Source organism: Kineococcus aurantiacus (genome assembly GCF_013409345.1).
In the GTDB taxonomy this organism is placed as follows: domain Bacteria; phylum Actinomycetota; class Actinomycetes; order Actinomycetales; family Kineococcaceae; genus Kineococcus; species Kineococcus aurantiacus.
The window spans coordinates 4,098,913-4,118,532 of sequence record NZ_JACCBB010000001.1 but is presented as its reverse complement, the minus strand read 5'-3'; the positions used below and the strand labels follow the sequence as shown (position 1 = coordinate 4,118,532).

Sequence of the window (19,620 nt, the reverse complement as noted above, 5' to 3'; positions counted from 1 at the left end):
GGTGGCCGCGACCGTGGGAAGGGGTGGATCAGGCGTCGTGGGTGGCCGGTGCCAGACCGGCCAGGGCGAGGTCGGCGGCGATGGCCTCGACCTCGTCGGCGGTGGCCGGCAGCAGCGGCTGCCGGACCGTGCGACCGGGCAGCACCCCGGTCAGCTCGAGGGCGGCCTTGACGGCCACGGCGCCCTGGGTGCGGGTCATGATCCCCCGGACCGCGGGCAGCAGCCGGGCGTTGACCGCGCGCGCGGTGGGCAGGTCGCCGGCGTCGAGGGCGGCGATGAGCTCGGCGTAGGCGCGCCCGGCGACGTGGCTGACGACCGAGACGATGCCCGAGCCGCCCAGCGACAGCAGCGGGAGGTTCAGCGCGTCCTCGCCGGAGTAGTAGGCCAGGTCGGTGCGGGCCAGGACCTGCGCGGAGGCGAACAGGTCGCTCTTGGCGTCCTTGACGGCCAGGATGCGGTCGTGCTCGGCGGCGCGCACGAGGGTCTCGGTCTCGATCGGCACCCCGGACCGGCCGGGGATGTCGTAGAGCATGACGGGCAGGCCGGTCGCGTCGGCGACGGTCGTGAAGTGCGCCAGCAGCGCGGCCTGCGGGGGCTTGTTGTAGTACGGCGTGACGACGAGCAGCCCGTGCGCGCCGGCCTTCTCGGCGGCGCGCGCCAGCTCCACGGTGTGCCGCGTGTCGTTGGTGCCGACCCCGGCCACCACGGTGGCGCGGTCCCCGACGGCCTCGAGCACCGCGCGCAGCAGCGCGTCCTTCTCCTCGTCGCTCGTGGTGGGCGACTCCCCCGTCGTGCCGCTGACGACGAGGCCGTCGTGGCCGTCGGCGACGAGGTGCTCGGCCAGCGACGCCGCCGCGGTCAGGTCCAGCGACCCGTCGGGGGTGAAGGGGGTCACCATCGCGCTCAGCACCGTCCCGAAGGGACGCGGGGGCACTGCGGTGGTGGCGGTGGGCATGGGGGGAGGTTACCGCGCGGGGGCCCCGCACCGGCCCACCAGACCCCCGACGTGGAGGAGCCCGGTCGCTGCCCGCTCGGGGGTCCGGGCAGCGACCGGGTCCCGGGAGCACATCGGCGCCGGCCGACCCGGCGTTACACGGCCACCGCGGCGTCGGCCGGGAGCACCCGCAGACCCTCGGGACCGGCGCTGACCCGCACCCCCGACAGCAGCGGCACCACCAGGTCCGCGTCCAGGGGGCCCTCGGGGTGGGTCGTGCGCACGGCCAGGGTCGCGCAGCCCGCCGCGCGGGCCGCGGCCAGGCCCGCGGGGGCGTCCTCGACGACGAGGCAGTCGGCGGGGTCGACCCCCAGGCGCTCGGCGGCCAGCAGGAAGCAGTCGGGGGCGGGCTTGCCGCGCTCGACGTCGTCGAAGGTCACGAGGACGGCGGGTTCGGGCAGGCCCGCGGCGTGCCGGCGGGCGTCGGCCAGCGGGGCCGAGCAGGACGTGACGACGGCCCACGACCCGGCGGGCAGGGCGGCCAGCAGCTCCGGCACGCCGGGCAGCTGCACGACGTCGTCGACGTCGGCGACCTCCAGCTCCAGGATGCGGGCGGCGGCCGCCACCGACCGCCCGGGCCCGAGGAGGTCGGCGACGATCTCGGGGGCGGGCCGCCCGTGACCGGCGGCGGCGGCGAGCTGCTCGGCGGTGACGCCGTGCTCGAGCGCCCACGTCGTCCAGCTGCGGGCGATGGCCGCGGTGGAGTCGACGAGCGTGCCGTCCATGTCGAACAGGACGGCGGCGAACGGGCGGTCGAGCACGGGGTGCGTCACGACCGCACCCTACGTCGGGGACGGCGCGTGACAGGGTGGGGACCGTGCGCACCTCGATCGCCACCGTGAGCCTGGCGGGGACGCTGCCGGAGAAGCTGCGCGCGGCGGCCGCCGCGGGCTTCGACGCCGTGGAGGTGTTCGAGCCGGACCTGCTGGCGTGCCCGCTGCGCCCGGCGCAGGTGCGGGCGCTGGCCGAGGACCTGGGGCTGGGCATCGCCCTGTTCCAGCCCTTCCGCGACCCCGACGACGTCGACGCCGCCGTCGTGGCCAGGACGCGGGAGCGGTTGCGCCGCAAGGCCGCGCTGACGGCCGAGCTGGGCTGCGACCTGGTGCTCGTCTGCTCGGCCGTGCACGCCGGCGCGGTGCGCGACGACGACGAGCTGGCCGCGCAGCTGGCGGCGCTGGCCGACGTGGCGGCCGGGCACGGCGTGCGGCTGGCGTACGAGGCGCTGGCCTGGGGCGCGCACGTGGCCGACTACCGGCACGGCGCCCGGGTCGTGGCCCTGGCCGACCACCCGGGGCTGGGGACGTGCGTGGACTCCTTCCACGTCCTGTCCCGCGGCGACGACCCCGACGCCATCGCGACCCTGGACAAGCTGTTCTTCTGCCAGGTCGCCGACGCGCCGCTGCTGGGCATGGACGTGCTGCCGTGGTCGCGCCACCACCGGCTCTTCCCGGGCCAGGGCGGCTTCGACCTGGCCCGGTTCCAGCGCGCCGTCACCGCGGCCGGCTACGACGGGCCCGTGTCCCTGGAGGTCTTCAACGACCTGTACCGGCAGAGCGACCCCCGTCGCGCGGCCGTCGACGCGATGCGCTCGCTGCGGCACCTGGCCGACCTCACCGTCCCCGGGACGCTGCCCGCCGCGCCCGCGCCGGCGGGCTGGGCCTTCGTCGAGGTGGCCGCCTCCGGTCCGGGGGCGCCGGCGGTCGCCGACCTGCTCGGGGCGCTGGGGCTGGTGCGGACCGGGACGCACCGCCGCGGCGACGTCGACCTGTGGAGCGCCGGCGAGGACGTGCAGGTGGTCGTCAACCACCGCGCGACGTCCGAGCGGGCCCGGCTGTCGTCGCTGGGCCTGCGCGCCCCCCGCCCGCACCTGCTGGCCGAGCGCGCCCGCGAGCTGCTGGCGCCGGTCGTGCACCGGCCCGTGGGGCCGGGCGAGGCGGAGATCCCCTCCCTCGTCGCCCCCGACGGGACGTGGGTGCAGTTCTGCGGGCCGGCCCCGGACTGGCGCGACGACTTCGTCCCGACGGGGCTGGGACCGGCCGGGGAGCCGTCGCTGCTGGCCGTCGACCACGTCGCCCTCCCGCAGCCGTTCGCGGGGTTCGACTCCGCGGGCCTGTTCCTCACCACGGTGCTGGGCATGGAGCCCGGTGAGCTGGTGGAGGTCGGGGCCCCGGACGGCCTGCTGCGCTCGCGGGCCTACCGCTCCGGCGACGACACGGTCCGGATCGCCCTGAACGTCGGGCCCACGTCGGCGACCCTGCGCGGGCGGCCGCTGGCGGCGGGCCACGTGGCCTTCGCCACGGACGACGTGTTCGCCACCGCGCGCCGCTTCGCCGCGGCCGGCGGGCACGTGCTGGCGGTCCCCGCCAACTACCACGACGACCTCGCCGCGCGGTTCGGGCTGGAGGAGGCGTTCTGCGACGCGCTGCGCGAGCACGGCCTCTTCTACGACCGGGACGACTCCGGCGGCGAGCTGCTGCACTTCTTCACCCGGGCCGTGAGCCGGGAGTTCTTCGTCGAGGTCCTCCAGCGCCGGGGCGGGTACCGCGGGTTCGGCTCCGCCGGCACGGCCGTGCGGCTGGCGGCGCAGCGGGAGCACCCGGCGGGCTGACCGGGCGGGCTGACTGGGCCGGGCGCCGGTCCGCTCAGGGCAGCAGGACGATCCGGCCCTGCCGGTGCGGTCGCTCGGCCGTGGCGAACGCCTCGACGACGTCGCTGAGCGGGAAGGACCCGGCGATGGGCACGTGCAGCCGGTCGTCGGCGACGAGCTCGACGAGCTCGGCCAGCACCTCGGCCCGCCGCTCCGCGACCGGCCCGAACTCCAGGTCCGCCTCCAGCGGCAGGGTCGCCACGCAGCGCGCCACGGGGACGCCCAGCGCCTCGGCGAGGTGCTCCACGTCGGCGCCCGTGGTGTCGACGATGACGTCGACGCGGCCGCGGCGGTCGTGCACGACCCGGGCCAGCGCCCCCGCGTCGGCCGGCAGCACGGCGTCGGCCCCGTGGGCGTGCAGCCAGTCGTGGTGCACGGCGTCGGCCACGCCGACGACCTCGGCGCCGCACAGCCGGGCCAGCTGCACCGCGAGCGTCCCGGCGTCCGAGGCCGCGCCCACGACGAGGACGACGTCACCGTCGCCCACGCCGGTGTCCGTCACGCAGGTCCACGCCGTCACGCCCGCCACGTACAGGGCGCCGGCGACCTCCCAGGACACGACGGCCGGTTTGAGGACCAGCGCGGTGTCGGGCACGACGACGACGTCGGCGTGACCGGCGTGCTCGGGGCTCCAGCCCAGCACCTCCTCCCCGACCGCGAAGCGCGACCCGGGCCCGGTGGCGGTGACGACGCCGGCGAACTCCGAGCCCGTGGCGGCGGGGAAGGCCGTGGGGTACAGCTGGGCGAGCGCGCCCTCGCGGGCGGCGGACTCCCCCGCGGTGATGCCCGCCGCGCGCACCGTCACGGCCACCTCGCCGCGGCCGGGTGCGCGGGCGGGGACCTCCACGACCTGCAGCACGTCGGGTCCGCCCCAGCGCTCGAAGCGCACCGCTCTGTTCACGCGGGCAGCCTGTCGGGAACCCGGGGTCGAGGCAACCGTGCGCGGTGCCGGGTTGTGCCGCGCGGGTGGCCCGGACCGACGGCCTCCTCCGACCGCACCCCGGGCGGACGGTGCGTCGTCGTGCGGGCACCGGGCGTGGGGGCGGGCAGCGGCCGGCGTTCCACCGCGCACCGCCCGCGGTGCGGGGCCAGGCTGGGGGTGTGAGCGACACCGCACCGAACGAACCCGTCGACGAGACCACCGACCCCGACGCCGACCCCGGTCAGCTGAACCCCCGCGACACCCGGGGCGAGCCCACCGGCGACGGCGCCGCCGCCGACGGCTCCGACGGCGACCCCGACGCCGACCCCGAGCAGCTCAACCCCCGGGACTGACCCGGGCTCAGCCCCGCAGGACCTCCGGCTCGTCCGGGATCCCCGGCGGGAGCCGGCGGGGACCGGCCGCGACGGGGCGCGGCCGGTCCTGGCGGTGCAGCCGGACGGCGATGAGCGCGACGTCGTCGACCGGCTGCCCCGGCAGGACCCGGGCGACGAGGTCGTCGCAGAAGGCGTCGAGGTCCTGCCCGAAGCCGTCGGCGTCCCGTTCCTCGCCGGCCGCGGCGGCGCGGGCCGCGGCCCGCAACCGGTCCAGCCCGGTGTCCAGGGACTCGGTGCGCCGCTCCACCAGGCCGTCGGTGTAGAGCACGACGGTCGACCCCCGGGGGACCTCCAGCACGTGCTCGTCCCGGGGCAGCGAGGGTTCGATGCCCAGCAGGAGGTCGGGCCGGTGCTCGTCCAGCAGCCGCACCCGCCCGTCGGGCAGCACCAGCACGGGCGGCGGGTGACCGGCGTTCGACCAGCGCAGGGTGGTCGTGCCGCGGGCGACCTGCTCCGGTTCCTGCTCCAGGCGCGCCACCACGCAGGTGGCCGTCGTGCCGACCGACAGGGTGCGCATCGCGCCGTCCACCGCCGACAGCGTCGCGGCCGGCCCCCGGGCGGGCATCACCGCGGCGGCGCGCACCAGCGTGCGGACCTGCCCCATGGCCGCGGCGGCGGTCGTGTCGTGCCCGAGCACGTCGCCGATGACCAGCACGGTCGCGCCGTCGTCCTGCAGGAAGGCGTCGTACCAGTCGCCGCCGACCTGCACGACGTCGGTGGCGGGGGTGTAGCGCGCCACCACGTGCGCGTGGTCCGGTTCGGGCGGGTCCGTCAGCAGCGAGCGCTGCAGCTGCTCGGCCGCCCGCAGCTGCTGACGCACCAGCTGCGCCTCGTCCAGGGCCGCGCCGATCCGGTCGGCGACGGTCTGCACGAACGCCAGCACGTCCGCGTCGGGGGTGGCGGCCGCCCGCGCGGTCGGGGTGGCCACCGGGTCCGCGCCCAGCTCCGAGGCCGGGCTGGCGCTCGCCGAGGCGTGCGGCGGGGCACCGGGGGGCCGCCGGTCCCAGCACAGCGTCAGGACGCCCAGCACCCGGCCGCGGGCCCGCACCGCGACCGCGACGGCCGCGCGGGGGTCCAGGACGGCCAGGGCCCGTGCCGCCCGCCCGGGCGCCAGGGTCGCCTGGACCTCCGGCGTCGCGTCCCCGCCGACCACGGTGGCCTCGGCGGCGACGAGCGCGCGCACGAGGAAGGGCGGGGGCACCGGTCCCGGCGCGGTCCGGGCGCGGTCGCGGTAGGAGTCCAGCCGCGTGCGGGCGTACTCCTGCACCCACGCCCCCGCGGCCGGGTCGGCGTGGTGGGCGGCGACGTCGCGCAGGTGCGCCAGCACGTCGGCGACGACGGCGGGTTCGGCCTCGGCGAGGTCACCGGACCGGGAGCGGGCCGTGAGGTGGCGGACGGCGGCCTCGGCGCGCTCGGACTCCTCCAGCAGCGTCACGACGCACCAGTCGGCGACCCCGGGCGCGAGCAGCCGGGGCAGCGCCTGCAGGGCCTGGTCCAGGTCGCGGTGGCCGGCGAGCTCACCGCTGAGCCGGGCCAGCAGCTGGGCGCGGCGGGCGACCGTCTCGGCGTCGCGGCGGGCCTGCACCCGCTCGGTGACGTCGAGGAAGTACAGCGCCACCCCGGGCGGGTCGGGCACGGCGCGGACCTCGAACCAGGCGTCCAGCGGCGGCGGGTAGTACGCGTCGAAGACGACCGCCTCCCCCGTCTCGGCCGCCCGCCGGTACCCGGCCTCGAAGGCCGTGCCCACCGTCGCGGGGAACAGCTCCCAGATGACCCCGCCCACGAGTTCCCCGCCCGGCCGGCCGAGGGCCTCGGCAGCGTGCCGGTTGGCGAAGGTGATGCGCCAGTCGGCGTCCAGGGCCAGGTACCCGACGGCCATGTTCTCGGTGATCTGCTCGATGCGGCGGGCCGACTCGGCCAGGGTCCGCGCCAGCTCGGTCTCGCTGGTCACGTCGGCGACGACGACGCACAGCCCGACGACCTCCCCGTCCTGGCGGACCGGGTGGAACGTCGTGCTCCAGTGCCGCACCTGCCCCGGCCGGGCGCTGACCTCACCGGTGAGCCGGACGTCGCGCATGGGCACACCGCTGTCCATGACCTGCCGGTAGAGCGCCTCGGCCTGCGCCCCCACGACCGGGTTGACCTCGCTGGGGGTGCGGCCGACGAGCTCGTGCGCGGGGCGGCCGTTCATCTCGGCCAGCACCGCGTTGACCCGCACGTGCCGCAGGTCCCGGTCGAAGACCCCGATCCCCAGCGGTGCTCCCGCGAGCAGCGAGTCGAACTGGGCGGCCATCGCCGACAACTGCCCCTGGCCGGTCGGCTGCACCACGAAACCCGCTCCGCTCCCGTCGGTGGCCGCACGGCGGCCGGCCCGGCGATCGGGCCCGGTCAGTATCCCCCACCGGCCTCCTCCCCGGTGCCCGCCGGGGACCGCCCGGCCCACCCGTCACCCGGTTGACCGGCACCGGACTCGGGTAGGGGCACGGCGCGCACGACCCGCGCACCCACCCGAGGAGGCCACCGTGCAGATCGGCTACAAGCTCGCGACCGAGGCGTTCGACCCGAAGGAGATCGTCCGGCAGGCCGTCGCGGCCGAGCGGGCCGGGTACGACTTCGTCGAGATCAGCGACCACTACCACCCGTGGCTGGACGTCCAGGGGCACTCGGCCTTCACCTGGGACGTGCTGTCGTACATCGCGGCCCGCACCGAGCGGATCGGCCTGGTCACCGGGGTCACCTGCCCGTCGGTGCGGTACCACCCGGCGATCATCGCCCAGGCCGCCGCGACCCTGGCCATCCTGTCCGACGGCCGGTTCACGCTCGGCGTCGGCGCGGGGGAACGCCTCAACGAGCACGTCGTGGGCCGGGGTTTCCCCGGCGTCGCCGAACGGCACGAACGGTTCCGCGAGGCCCTGGAGATCATCCGGCTGCTGTGGCGGGGCGGCTACCGCAGCTACGAGGGCAAGCACCTGCGGCTGGAGGACGCCCGCGTGTTCGACTTGCCCGCGGAACTGCCGGTCATCGCCGTCGCGGCCAGCGGCAAGGCGTCGGCGCGGATCGCCGCCGACCTCGGCGACGGCCTGTTCGCCACCGAGCCGAAGGGCGAGATGGTCGCGGCCTGGAAGCAGTTCGGCGGATCGGGTCCGGCGTACGCCGAGGTGCCGATGGCGTGGGCGCCCGACGAGCAGTCCGCGATCGACGCGGTGCTGGAGAAGAGCCGGTGGGCGGTGACCGGCTGGAAGGTCATGGCCGAGCTGCCGAACCCGGTGAACTTCGACGCCGCCTCCCGGACCGTCACGGCCGACCACGTGCGCGCGCAGTTCGCCCTCGGGCCGGACGTGTCGGCGTACGTGCCGGTGGCCCAGCAGTTCGTCGACGCGGGTTTCGACCACCTGGTGACCCAGAACGCCGGCCCGGACCCGGACGGGTTCCTGGAGTTCGCCGCCTCCGACCTGCTGCCCGTGCTGCGCGGGCTCAGCGCCGGCGGCGCAACCGCCGGCTGACGACCACGAGGTCGACCGCGGCCAGCGCGGCGAGGACGGCCAGGACCCAGCCCGGGGCCCGGCTGTCCCCCGGCGGCTCGTCCACCGCGAACCACGCCACGGCCAGGACGGTGCAGACCACCAGGCCGAACAGGGCCAGGACGAGGCGCAGCCGCAGCGGCGACCGGGCCGTGCGGGCCTCGTCGCCGGTCCGGCCGCGCGGCTGGCCGGGGTCGGCGCGCGGGTCGGGGCGGGCGGGACGGTCGGTGCGGTGGTCACGGGCCATGGTGGGGACCTACCCGCTCGCCCCGGTGTCCACGCGCGGCCGTGGGGGACGTTTCAGCCCGCGGCGGGACGAGCGGCCCGCACGTCGTCGCGGAGGCTGGCGAGGGTTTCCTCCGGCCACAGCGGGCCGACGCGGCGCAGTTCGGCCAGCCCGGCCGAGACCAGCAGCGCCGCGCCACCGCCGTAGGCGAGGGTCCCCGCGAACGCGGCCGTGGTCGGCGGCAGCACCTTGCCGAGCAGCCGGACCGTGAACGCGGCCGACGTCCCGGCGGCCAGCGCGCCCAGCACGGCGCCCCCGCCGAGGAGCGAGGCGGCCTTGGAGGCCTGCTTGGCCTTGGCCAGCAGTTCCTGCTGGCCGCGCCGCACCTCGGCGCGCACGAGCGCGGCGGTGTCGGCGGTGAGCTCGTCGACGAGTTCGCCCGCTGTCCGGTTGGTGTGTTCGCTCATCGTGTTCCTCCCACGGGTCGTCTGGGGCCGCGTCCGCCCGGACCGCTCGGCACGGCCGGCGGGAGCGTCCCCGGGAACCGCCGGGCCCTGGTGGTCGCAGGCCGCGCCACCGGCCGGGGAGCCGTCGCCGCAGCGGACGCTACGCGCGGCCCGGGGAACGCGCACATCGGGCCGGTGCCCACCGGGCCGCAGCGCCGGACGATCGCCGGCCGACCACGCGGGGGTTCCCGGTTGAACGCGCGACCACCTCGCCGCGGGGTGACCATCGGAACGACCACGAGAGAACACATCGCCACCAGGGAGGTTCGACCGTGAAGGCCGTCGTCTACCAGGGTCCGGAGGACGTCGCGGTGAAGGAGGTCCCCGACGCCCGCGTCGAGAACCCCACCGACGCCGTCGTCCGCATCACCACGACCAACATCTGCGGTTCCGACCTGCACATGTACGAGGGACGCACCAGCGTCGAGGAGGGCAAGGTCCTCGGCCACGAGAACATGGGGGTCGTCGAGGCCGTTGGCGCGGGCGTCTCGCGCCTGAAGGTCGGCGACCGCGTCTCGGTGCCCTTCAACATCGGCTGCGGCACCTGCCGGAACTGCGTGCACGGCTGGACGTCGTTCTGCACGCGGATGAACCCGATCGAGGGCATGGACGGCGCGGCCTACGGCTACGCCAACATGGGCCCCTACGACGGCGGGCAGGCCGAGTTCCTGCGCGTCCCGCACGCCGACTTCAACCTGCTCGAACTGCCCGAGGGCCGCGAGCACGAGAACGACTTCACCATGCTCTCGGACATCTTCCCCACCGGCTGGCACGGCGTGGAACTGTCCGGCATGGTCCCCGGTGACGACGTCGCGGTGTTCGGCGCCGGTCCGGTGGGGTTGATGGCCGCGCACAGCGCGCTGCTCAAGGGCGCCGCGCGGGTGTTCGTCGTCGACAAGGAGGCCGACCGGTTGCGGCTGGCCGAGAGCATCGGCGCGATCCCCGTCGACTTCTCCGCCGGTGACCCCGTCGAGCAGATCACCGAGCAGACCCGCGGGCGCGGCGTGGACCGCGGCGTGGAGGCCGTCGGCTACCAGGCGCACGACCCCGCCGGCGACGAGCACCCCGAACTCGTCCTCGACAACCTCGTGAAGGTCGTCCGCTCCACCGGTGGGATCGGCGTCGTGGGGGTCTACGTGCCCCAGGACCCGGGCGCCGTGACCGAGGGCGCGAAGCAGGGGCGCATCGGCTGGGACTACGGCACGTTCTTCACCAAGGGCCAGTCGATGGGCACCGGCCAGGCCCCGGTCATGCGGTACAACCGGCAGCTGCGCGACCTCATCGTCGCGGGCCGGGCGACGCCGGGGTTCATCGTGTCCCACGAGCTGCCGCTGGACCAGGCACCCGAGGGGTACCGGAATTTCGACGACCGCGTCGAGGGCTGGACGAAGGTCCTGCTGCACCCCTGACCCGCTGCCGCGAGGGCACCCCGGGCACCTGCCCGGGGTGCCCTCGCGGCCCGGTCAGCCCGCGTCCTGCACCCCCGGGACGGGGGTGGTCCCGGTGAAGGCGTCCTCGAGCAGGTCGACGCCGCGCTGCGGGCGCGCCGCGGACCGCAGCTGCGCGCGGGTCTCGCGCTTGGCGGCCGAGTCCAGGCCCAGCGAGGACTCGAAGTCGGTCCGCAGCCCCTCGTCGGCCTCGCCGTCGCGGTTGAACGACCACATGAGGTTCGCCCCGCCCAGCGGCAGGTCGTGCCCCGGAGCGGCGTGCGTGCCGGTGTGCCAGGTGTGCCAGGTCTTGCCGTAGCTGTTCAGCAGCTGCCGCATGAGCGACGTCTCCACCGCCTGCGGCAGCCCCGGCGCCGACAGCTGACCCGAGAGCACCTCGTAGTTGTGCGGGTGCCAGTACCCCTTCTCCTCCTCGGGCAGCCCGTCGAACAGCTCCCCCGAGACGATGTACTCGATGCCGATGAGGTTGGCGTCCGCGGTGTTGCCGTCGAAGATGACGCACTGCAGCAGGTCGCCGTTGACGACCTTGGCGTAGTGGTGCGCCTCCATCTGCATCGCCGGGTCGTCCCGGCCGCAGTGCAACCCCGCGACGTAGACGTCGAACGCCTTCAGCGGCGCCGCCGGCTGCAGCACGTCGGCGCCCTTGTCGAGCAGGGTGAGCCACGCCCCCTTCGGCCCACCGGCCGCCCGCACGGGGCTCGGCCGGTGCTCCACGCCGGGGCTCACGACGGACCCCCGGCGCCACCGGTCCCGCGAGCTGTCCTGGTCATGCTGCCTCCCCCTGGGTGCCTGGCGGGACGCGGCCGCCCCGTGCCCGCCGCCTACCCCGCCAGGCACCGGCCGAACCCCACCGTGCGGCGCCCCCACCGCCCCTCTACGGTCGGTCGTGCCGAGACGAGGCACCGGGACGTGGACGAGGACGGGAGTGCAGAGGTGCTGGGACTGCCCGACGGGGTGACCGCCTGCTTGTTCGACCTCGACGGGGTCCTGACGAACACGGCCGCGGTGCACGACAAGGCCTGGAAGGCCACGTTCGACGGCTTCCTGCGGGCCCACGTCGAGCGCACCGGGGAACCGTTCCGCGAGTTCGACCCCGACGCGGACTACAGCACCCACGTCGACGGCAAGCCCCGCGCCGACGGCGTCCGCGACTTCCTGGCCTCCCGCGGCATCCACCTGCCCGAGGGGGGCCCCGACGACCCCGCCGACCAGCCGTACGAGGACACGACGGTCGCCGGGCTGGGCAACCGCAAGAACGCGGACCTGCTGCGTCGCATCGACGCCGACGGGGTCGAGGTCTACGAGGGGTCGCGCCGGTACCTGCGGGCCGCCCGCGACGCCGGGCTGCGGCGCGCGGTCGTCTCCTCCAGCGCGAACACCCGCCAGGTCCTGGAGGTCACCGGCCTCGCCGAGCTCGTCGAGGCGCGCGTGGACGGGGTGACCCTCCAGGAGGAGCACCTGGCCGGCAAACCGGCGCCCGACAGCTTCCTGGCCGGGGCCCGGGCGCTGGGGGTGGCGCCGGAGCAGGCGGCCGTCTTCGAGGACGCCCTGTCGGGCGTGCAGGCCGGCCGGGCCGGGGGGTTCGGCGCGGTCGTCGGCGTCGACCGCGTCGGCCACGGCGCCGCCCTGCGCGAGCACGGCGCCTCCGTGGTCGTCACCGACCTGTCCCAGCTGCTGGGTGAGGACCGGTGATCGCCCAGCACGCGTTCCCCGTCGAACCGTGGACGGTGCGCGAGGCCGCCCTGGACCTGAGCCTGCTCGCTCCCGCCGAGTCCCTGTTCGCCCTGTCCAACGGGCACATCGGCTTCCGCGGCAACCTCGACGAGGGCGAGCCGCACGGGCTGCCCGGCACCTACCTGAACTCCTTCTACGAGGAGCGGCCGCTGCCCTACGCCGAAGCCGGGTACGGCTACCCGGAGGTGGGGCAGACCGTCGTCAACGTCACCGACGGCAAGATCGTGCGCCTGTTCGTCGACGACGAGCCCTTCGACGTCCGGTACGGGCGGCTGCTGGCCCACGAGCGCGTGCTCGACCTGCGCGCCGGCACCCTCGTGCGGACCGCCGACTGGGTCTCCCCCGCCGGCAAGCGCGTCCGGGTGCGCTCCACCCGGCTGGTGTCCTTCGTCCAGCGGGCCGTGGCCGCCGTGGAGTTCACCGTCGAGGCCGTGGACGACGAGGTCCGCGTCACCCTGCAGTCCGAGCTGGTCGCCAACGAGGCCCTGCCGCAGCAGTCGGCCGACCCGCGCGTCTCGGCGGTGCTCAAGGCCCCGCTGGTCTCGGTCGACCACGACTGCGGGCGCGCCGGGGCCACCCTCGTGCACCGCACGCGCGCCAGCGGCCTGCAGATGGCCGCCGGCATGGAGAACCACGTCGAGGCCCCCGGCCGCGTCGACGTGGAGACGCACGACGCCGACGACTGGGCCCGCACCACGGTGGTGTGCGTCCTGGGCGCCGGGGAGCAGGTGCGGCTGCAGAAGTACCTGGCCTACGGCTGGTCGGGGCTGCGCTCGCACCCCGCGCTGCGCGACCAGGTCGCCGGCGCCCTCAGCGGCGCCCGCTTCACGGGGTTCGAGGGCCTGCTGCGCGAGCAGCGGGAGTACCTGGAGGAGTTCTGGGACGCCGCCGACGTGCAGGTCGACGGCGACGCCGAGGTCCAGCAGGCCGTCCGGTTCGGCCTGTTCCACGTGCTGCAGGCCGGGGCCCGCGCCGAGCAGCGGGGCATCCCGGCCAAGGGCCTGACCGGTCCCGGCTACGACGGGCACATCTTCTGGGACACCGAGGCGTACGTGCTGCCGGTCCTGACGTACACGGCACCGGAGGCCGCGGCCGACGCGCTGCGCTGGCGGGCCAGCACCCTGGACCAGGCGCGCTCGCGCGCGGCGGAGCTGCGCCTGGCCGGGGCCGCCTTCCCGTGGCGCACGATCCGCGGGGAGGAGTCCTCGGGGTACTGGCCGGCCGGGACGGCCGCCTTCCACGTCAACGGCGACATCGCCGCCGCCGTGGAGCGCTACCGGATCGCCACCGGGGAGACGACCCTGGAGACCGACGGCGGGCTGGCCGTCCTGGTGGAGACCGCCCGGATGTGGCGGTCCCTGGGGCACCACGACACCGCCGGGCGCTGGCACGTGGCCGGCGTCACCGGGCCCGACGAGTACACCGCCGTCGTCGCCGACAACGTGTTCACCAACCTGGTCGCGGCGCAGAACCTGCGGGTGGCCGCCGAGGCCTGCCACCGGCACCCCGACCTTGCGCGGTCCCTGGGCGTGGACCTGGAGGAGACGGCCGCCTGGCGCGACGCGGCCGACGCCGTGCACGTCCCCTACGACGAGGACCTGCGGGTGCACCAGCAGTGCGAGGGCTTCACCCGGCGCCCGGAGTGGGACTTCGAGGCGAACCCGCAGTACCCGCTGCTGCTGCACTCGCCCTACTTCGACCTCTACCGCAAGCAGGTCGTCAAGCAGGCCGACCTGCAGATGGCGCTGTTCTGGTTCGCCGACCGGTTCAGCGACGAGGACAAGGCCCGGGCCGTCGACTACTACGAGCGGCGCACGGTGCGGGACTCCTCGCTGTCCGCGGCCGTCCAGGCGGTCACGGCCGCCGAGGTGGGGCACCTGGAGCTGGCGCACGACTACGTCTACGAGGCGGCGAGCGTCGACCTGCGCGACCTGCACCACAACACCGGCGACGGGCTGCACATCGCGTCCCTGGCCGGGACGTGGCTGGCGCTGGTCAACGGCTTCGGCGGCATGCGGGACGTCGGGGGGTCGCTGGTCTTCCGGCCGCGGCTGCCGTCGGGGATCTCCCGGCTGCGGTTCTCGGTGCGCTGGCGCGGGACGAAGCTGACCGTGGACGTGCGACCGGAGCAGGTGGAGTACTCGGTGCGCGACCACGACACGGCGGTGGAGTTCAAGCACGGCGACGAGACGCTCCACCTGCGCGCGGGGCAGTCGGTCACCCGCCCGGTGTCGGTGCCGGAGCCGTTGCTGCCGCGGCCCGTGCAGCCGCCCGGCAGGGCCCCGCTGCACCGCGGCGGCGACCACTGACCGGCGACCACTGATCGGCGACCACTGACCGGCGCCGTCGCGCGTCAGCGCCCGCGGTGCAGCCGGACGGCGTGCCGGGCGGCCGCGCGGCCGCGGCGGCGGTCCCCGGCGGCGTCGTAGGCCAGCGCCAGCCGGTACCAGGCCCCGGCGTCGCCCGGGGCGGCGTCGACCTCGGCCTTGGCCCGCTCCCACGCCGCGGCGCCGGCGGCGCGGTCGACGCGCCCGGCGGCCGTGCGGTCGAGGTCGTCGACGGGCAGCTCACCGCGCCCGGCCAGCTCACGGCCCAGCTTCTCGGTCGCCACGCCGAACATCAGCTCGCGCACCACGGCCCACAGCCCCACGAGCGGCAGCAGGAACAGCGCGATCCCGAGGGCGATGCCGGCCCAGTTCCCGGTGCCGACGAGCGCCGCCCCGAGGCGGCCGAGGAACACGAAGTAGAACAGCAGCGCGGCGACGCTGACGGCGATGACGACCTTCGTGCGCACGGCGCTCAGTCCAGGTCGAGGTAGTGCTCGAGCCCGACCGTGACCCCGGGCCGGGACGCGACCTGGCGGATCCCGACGAGCAGGCCCGGCATGTACGCGGCGCGGTCGTAGGTGTCGTCGCGGATGGTCAGGGTCTCCCCCGGCCCGCCGAGGACGACCTCCTGGTGCGCGGTCATGCCCCGCATCCGGACGGCGTGGACGTGGATCCCGTCGACGACGGCCCCGCGGGCCCCCGGCAGCGACGTCTCCGTGGCGTCCGGCGAGGGCCCCAGCCCCGCGGCCTCGCGGGCGCGGGCGATGAGCTGCGCGGTCCGGATCGCCGACCCGCTGGGCGCGTCGACCTTGCCGGGGTGGTGCAGCTCGACGACCTCGACGGACTCGAAGAACCGCGCCGCCTTGGCGGCCAGCTGCATCACCAGCACCGCGCCGATGCCGAAGTTCGTGGCGATGAGCACGTTGCGCTGCGCGGCCGCGGCCCACCGCTCGACCTGGGCGACCCGCTCGGGGGTGAACCCCGTGGTGCCGGTGACGACGTGCATGCCCCGGGCCAGGGCCTGCTCGACGTTGCCCATGACCTGGTCGGGCACCGTCAGGTCGACGAGCACGTCCGAGCCCTGCGCCGCGGCGAGGTCGTCGCCGCGGCCCAGGGCCGCGACGAGCTGCAGGTCCGCGGCCGCCTCGACGGCGGCGACGGCCTGCGAGCCCATCCGGCCCCGCGCACCGGCGACGGACACCTTCACCGCACGACCCCGGCGAAGGCGCTGTCGTCGTCGAAGGGCCCCACGACGGTCACCGACCGCGGCCGGTCGAGGAGCTCGCGCGCCAGGTCCTGGACCTGCCCGGCCGTGACCGCGCGGATCCGGGCCAGGACGGCGTCGACGTCGAGGAACTGCCCGTGGGTCAGCTCGGACTTGCCGAGCCGGTTCATCCGCGACCCCGAGTCCTCCAGCCCCAGCACCAGCCCGCCGGTGAGCTGCCCGATCCCGCGGCCGAGCTCCTCGGCCTCCAGCGGGGTCTCGCCCAGCTTCACCAGCTCGGCCAGCATGAGGTCGGCGACCTGCGGCGCCTTGGCCGGCGAGCAGCCCGCGTACAGGCCCACGTAGCCGGAGTCGGCGTAGTTGGCGTTGAAGGAGTACACCGAGTACGCCAGGCCCCGCTTCTCGCGGACCTCCTGGAACAGCCGGGAGCTCATGCCGCCGCCGAGGACCGCGTTGAGCACCGACAGCGTGAAGCGGCGCTCGTCGGTCGCGGTCAGGCCCAGCATCCCCAGCAGGACGTGCGCCTGCTCGGTCTGGCGGTCCACGACCAGTGCGCGGCCCGCCTCCAGGCCCCCGGCGACCTGACCGCTGACGCGGCGCGGGCGCGGTGCGGCCTGGCCCAGGTCGCCCGCGGCGCGGTCCAGCTCGCGCTGCACGGTCGCCACGACCTCGTCGTGGTCCAGGCCCCCGGCCGCGGTGAAGACCAGCGAGGAGGGCTGGTAGTGCTCGCGGTAGTGCGCCCAGACGTCGTCGCGGCCGACGGCGCGGATGGTGTCGGGGGTGCCGCCGATGGGCCGGGCCAGCGGGTGCTGCCCCAGGACCAGCTCGGCGAACTTCTCGTGCGCCACGTCGCCCGGGTCGTCGTCGTTCATCGCCAGCTCCTCGAGGATGACCTCGCGCTCGCTGGTGAAGTCGTCGTCGTCGAGGACGGCCGAGGTGACCATGTCGGTGACGACGTCGATCGCCATCGGCAGGTCGGAGTCGAGCACGCGCGCGTAGTACGTCGTGTGCTCCTTGCCGGTGGCGGCGTTGGCCTCACCGCCGACGGCGTCGAAGGCCGAGGCGATGTCCATCGCGTCGCGGCGCTCGGTGCCCTTGAACAGCAGGTGCTCGAGGAAGTGCGTGGAGCCGAAGTGGCCCCGGGTCTCGTCGCGGGAGCCGACGCCGACCCAGCAGCCGATGCTGGCCGAGCGCTGACCGGGCATGGCCTCGGTCAGCACCCGCGCGCCGCACGGCAGCACCGTGCGCTTGACGACGGCCCCGTCGAGCTCGGACAGGACGGTGGTAGCGGGAACCCCGCCGGCCGCCTCGGTGGGCAGCTCGACGGGGTTCCCGGTGGGGTTGGGCGTCACGTCAGGCGTCGGTCGGTTCCACGGCGGCGGCGTCGGCCTCGGCGGCTTCCTCCGCGACCACGGGGACCAGCGACAGCTTGCCGCGCGGGTCGATCTCGGCGATCTCCACCTGGACCTTCTGGCCCACCGAGACGACGTCCTCGACGTTGTCGACGCGCTTGCCGCCGGACAGCTTGCGCAGCTGCGAGATGTGCAGCAGGCCGTCCTTGCCGGGCAGCAGCGAGACGAACGCGCCGAAGGTGGTCGTCTTGACGACGGTGCCGAGGTAGCGCTCGCCGACCTCGGGCATCGTCGGGTTGGCGATGGCGTTGACCGCAGCGCGGGCCGCCTCCGCCGAGGGACCGTCGACGGCCCCGATGAACACCGTGCCGTCGTCCTCGATGGAGATGTCGGCGCCGGTGTCCTCCTGGATCTGGTTGATCATCTTGCCCTTGGGCCCGATGACCTCGCCGATCTTGTCCACGGGGACCTTGACGGTGATGATGCGCGGCGCGGTCGGCGACATCTCGTCCGGGGTGTCGATGGCCTCGGCCATGACGTCCAGGATGTACAGGCGCGCGTCGCGGGCCTGGGTCAGCGCACCGGCCAGGACCGAGGCCGGGATCCCGTCGAGCTTGGTGTCGAGCTGGATCGCGGTGACGAACTCCTTGGTGCCGGCGACCTTGAAGTCCATGTCGCCGAAGGCGTCCTCGGCGCCGAGGATGTCGGTCAGCGCCGCGTACTGCGTCTGGCCGTCCACGGTGTCGGAGATCAGGCCCATGGCGATGCCGGCGACGGGCGCGCGCAGCGGGACACCGGCGTTGAGCAGGGACAGCGTCGAGGCGCAGACCGAGCCCATCGAGGTGGAGCCGTTGGAGCCCAGCGCCTCGGAGACCTGGCGGATCGCGTAGGGGAACTCCTCGCGGGCCGGCAGGACGGGGACGAGGGCGCGCTCGGCGAGGGCGCCGTGCCCGATCTCGCGACGCTTGGGCGAGCCCACGCGGCCGGTCTCACCGGTCGAGTAGGGCGGGAAGTTGTAGTTGTGCATGTAGCGCTTGCGCGTCACCGGGGACAGCGTGTCGAGCTGCTGCTCCATGCGGAGCATGTTCAGCGTGGTGACGCCCAGGATCTGGGTCTCGCCGCGCTCGAACAGCGCCGAGCCGTGCACGCGGGGCAGGACCTCGACCTCGGCGGACAGGGTCCGGATGTCGGCCAGGCCGCGGCCGTCGATGCGGACCTTGTCCTTCAGGACGCGCTGACGGATCAGCGACTTCTGCACCGAGCGGTACGCGGCGGAGATCTCCTTGTCGCGACCGGCGAAGGCCTCGGCCAGCTCGCCCTTGACGCGGTCCTTGATCTCGTCGATCCGCGCCTCGCGCTCCTGCTTGCCGGCGATGGTCAGCGCGGCGGCCAGCTCGGTCGCCGAGGCGTCGAGGACGGCCTGGTAGGCGTCGTCGGCGTAGTCGGGGAACAGCGGGAACTCACCGGTCGGCTTGGCGGCCTTGGCGGCGACCTCGGCCTGCGCCTTGACCAGCTTGGCGATGTGCGGCTTGGCGGCCTCCAGGCCCTGGGCCACGACCTCCTCGGTGGGGGCGGTGGCGCCCTGCTCCTTGATGAGGTTCCAGGAGCCCTCGGTCGCCTCGGCCTCGACCATCATGATCGCGACGTCCTCGGTGCCGTCCGCGGCGGTCACGACGCGGCCGGCGACGACCATGTCGAAGACGGCGCGCTCGATCTCGGAGTAGCGCGGGAACGCGACCCACTGGCCGTCGATGAGGGCGACGCGCACGCCGCCGATCGGGCCGGAGAACGGCAGGCCGGCGAGCTGGGTCGACATCGAGGCGGCGTTGATGGCCACGACGTCGTAGGCGTCGTCGGGGTGGATCGCCATGACCGACACGACGACCTGGATCTCGTTGCGCAGGCCCTTGACGAAGCTGGGGCGCAGCGGGCGGTCGATGAGGCGGCAGGCCAGGATCGCCTCGGTCGAGGGACGGCCCTCGCGGCGGAAGAACGAGCCGGGGATCTTGCCGGCGGCGTAGGACCGCTCCTCGACGTCCACCGTGAGGGGGAAGAAGTCGAACTGGTCCTTCGGGGACTTGCCGGCGGTCGTGGCGCTCAGCAGGAACGTCTCGCCGTCGAGGTAGACGCTCGCGGAACCGGCGGCCTGCTTGGCGAGGCGGCCGGTCTCGAAGCGCACGGTGCGGGTGCCGAACGAGCCGTTGTCGAGGACGGCTTCGGCGGCGGTGATCTCAGGACCCTCCAAGGGGTTCCTCCTCCGGGTAGGTGCGGTGCGCGGCACCCGCGCGCCCCGGCCTTCGATCGAGGCCCACGGGAGCTGGGA

The 19,620-nt window shown here is 75.2% G+C and carries 17 protein-coding genes; 6 read left to right on the top strand and 11 right to left on the bottom strand.

The features are described from left to right. Positions 1-28 precede the first annotated feature (28 nt). Both dapA and BJ968_RS19680 read right to left on the bottom strand, forming a co-directional pair. On the bottom strand, positions 29-955 hold the full coding sequence (gene dapA, locus BJ968_RS19685) for a 4-hydroxy-tetrahydrodipicolinate synthase (RefSeq protein ID WP_179754694.1): 927 nt from the start codon (positions 953-955) through the stop codon (positions 29-31). Between the two features lie 134 nt (positions 956-1,089). After that, on the bottom strand, positions 1,090-1,767 hold the full coding sequence (locus BJ968_RS19680) for an HAD-IA family hydrolase (RefSeq protein ID WP_343078168.1): 678 nt from the start codon (positions 1,765-1,767) through the stop codon (positions 1,090-1,092). 44 nt (positions 1,768-1,811) lie between these two features. Here BJ968_RS19680 and BJ968_RS19675 point away from each other — a divergent pair, with 44 nt between their 5' ends. Then, positions 1,812-3,602 (top strand): TIM barrel protein, encoded by a 1,791-nt coding sequence (locus BJ968_RS19675; protein ID WP_179754693.1) that lies wholly within the window; start codon positions 1,812-1,814, stop codon positions 3,600-3,602. A gap of 34 nt (positions 3,603-3,636) precedes the next feature. Here BJ968_RS19675 and BJ968_RS19670 read toward each other — a convergent pair whose 3' ends face one another. After that, positions 3,637-4,542, bottom strand: coding sequence for a zinc-binding dehydrogenase (locus tag BJ968_RS19670; RefSeq protein ID WP_179754692.1), 906 nt, complete (start codon positions 4,540-4,542; stop codon positions 3,637-3,639). 200 nt (positions 4,543-4,742) lie between these two features. On the opposite strand from BJ968_RS19670, the gene BJ968_RS19665 reads away from it, so the two are divergent. Further along, positions 4,743-4,916 (top strand): hypothetical protein, encoded by a 174-nt coding sequence (locus tag BJ968_RS19665; RefSeq protein ID WP_179754690.1) that lies wholly within the window; start codon positions 4,743-4,745, stop codon positions 4,914-4,916. A gap of 7 nt (positions 4,917-4,923) precedes the next feature. Here BJ968_RS19665 and BJ968_RS19660 read toward each other — a convergent pair whose 3' ends face one another. Further along, entirely contained in the window at positions 4,924-7,287 is a 2,364-nt protein-coding gene (locus tag BJ968_RS19660) for a SpoIIE family protein phosphatase (protein ID WP_179754688.1), read from the bottom strand. Positions 7,288-7,480: 193 nt separating this feature from the next. Between BJ968_RS19660 and BJ968_RS19655 the strand changes: the two genes are divergently transcribed. Further along, entirely contained in the window at positions 7,481-8,461 is a 981-nt protein-coding gene (locus BJ968_RS19655) for a TIGR03557 family F420-dependent LLM class oxidoreductase (protein ID WP_179754686.1), read from the top strand. Here BJ968_RS19655 and BJ968_RS19650 read toward each other — a convergent pair. Both BJ968_RS19650 and BJ968_RS19645 read right to left on the bottom strand, forming a co-directional pair. Beyond that, complete coding sequence (locus BJ968_RS19650; protein WP_179754684.1) at positions 8,433-8,726, bottom strand: DUF6343 family protein; 294 nt, start codon at positions 8,724-8,726, stop codon at positions 8,433-8,435. The two genes, BJ968_RS19655 and BJ968_RS19650, sit on opposite strands and share 29 nt — an antisense overlap. Positions 8,727-8,779: 53 nt before the next feature. Then, entirely contained in the window at positions 8,780-9,172 is a 393-nt protein-coding gene (locus tag BJ968_RS19645; RefSeq protein ID WP_179754682.1) for a phage holin family protein, read from the bottom strand. Positions 9,173-9,483: 311 nt separating this feature from the next. Between BJ968_RS19645 and BJ968_RS19640 the strand changes: the two genes are divergently transcribed. Continuing rightward, on the top strand, positions 9,484-10,620 hold the full coding sequence (locus BJ968_RS19640) for an alcohol dehydrogenase catalytic domain-containing protein (RefSeq protein WP_179754680.1): 1,137 nt from the start codon (positions 9,484-9,486) through the stop codon (positions 10,618-10,620). A 54-nt stretch (positions 10,621-10,674) separates the two neighbouring features. Here the strand turns inward: BJ968_RS19640 and BJ968_RS19635 are convergent, their stop codons facing one another. Further along, a complete protein-coding gene (locus BJ968_RS19635; protein ID WP_179754678.1) occupies positions 10,675-11,385 on the bottom strand; it encodes a DUF1264 domain-containing protein in 711 nt (236 codons plus the stop codon). 207 nt (positions 11,386-11,592) lie between these two features. Here BJ968_RS19635 and BJ968_RS19630 point away from each other — a divergent pair, with 207 nt between their 5' ends. Then, entirely contained in the window at positions 11,593-12,351 is a 759-nt protein-coding gene (locus tag BJ968_RS19630; RefSeq protein ID WP_179757069.1) for a beta-phosphoglucomutase family hydrolase, read from the top strand. Then, a complete protein-coding gene (locus BJ968_RS19625) occupies positions 12,348-14,702 on the top strand; it encodes a glycosyl hydrolase family 65 domain-containing protein (RefSeq protein WP_179754676.1) in 2,355 nt (784 codons plus the stop codon). Before BJ968_RS19630 ends, BJ968_RS19625 begins: the two co-directional genes overlap by 4 nt. A 44-nt stretch (positions 14,703-14,746) precedes the next feature. Here the strand turns inward: BJ968_RS19625 and BJ968_RS19620 are convergent, their stop codons facing one another. From BJ968_RS19620 to BJ968_RS19605, 4 genes are read right to left on the bottom strand one after another with little or no spacing between them, the layout of a single operon-like run. Continuing rightward, positions 14,747-15,187 (bottom strand): hypothetical protein, encoded by a 441-nt coding sequence (locus BJ968_RS19620; protein WP_218885188.1) that lies wholly within the window; start codon positions 15,185-15,187, stop codon positions 14,747-14,749. Positions 15,188-15,192: 5 nt separating this feature from the next. Beyond that, positions 15,193-15,894: a 4-hydroxy-tetrahydrodipicolinate reductase gene (gene dapB / locus BJ968_RS19615; protein WP_218886501.1), complete on the bottom strand. Its 702-nt coding sequence runs from the start codon at positions 15,892-15,894 to the stop codon at positions 15,193-15,195. 29 nt (positions 15,895-15,923) lie between these two features. Further along, positions 15,924-17,297, bottom strand: a complete 1,374-nt coding sequence (locus BJ968_RS19610; protein WP_179754674.1) for a M16 family metallopeptidase — start codon at positions 17,295-17,297, stop codon at positions 15,924-15,926. A 1-nt stretch (position 17,298) separates the two neighbouring features. Next, complete coding sequence (locus BJ968_RS19605; RefSeq protein WP_179754672.1) at positions 17,299-19,542, bottom strand: polyribonucleotide nucleotidyltransferase; 2,244 nt, start codon at positions 19,540-19,542, stop codon at positions 17,299-17,301. Between the last annotated feature and the right edge of the window lie 78 nt (positions 19,543-19,620).

Coding starts and splice junctions, on each gene's coding strand:
- dapA (WP_179754694.1), bottom strand. CDS start 955: ATGCCCACCGCCACCACCGCAGTGCCCCCGCGTCCCTTCGGGACGGTG.
- BJ968_RS19650 (WP_179754684.1), bottom strand. CDS start 8,726: ATGGCCCGTGACCACCGCACCGACCGTCCCGCCCGCCCCGACCCGCGC.
- BJ968_RS19645 (WP_179754682.1), bottom strand. CDS start 9,172: ATGAGCGAACACACCAACCGGACAGCGGGCGAACTCGTCGACGAGCTC.
- dapB (WP_218886501.1), bottom strand. CDS start 15,894: ATGGGCTCGCAGGCCGTCGCCGCCGTCGAGGCGGCCGCGGACCTGCAG.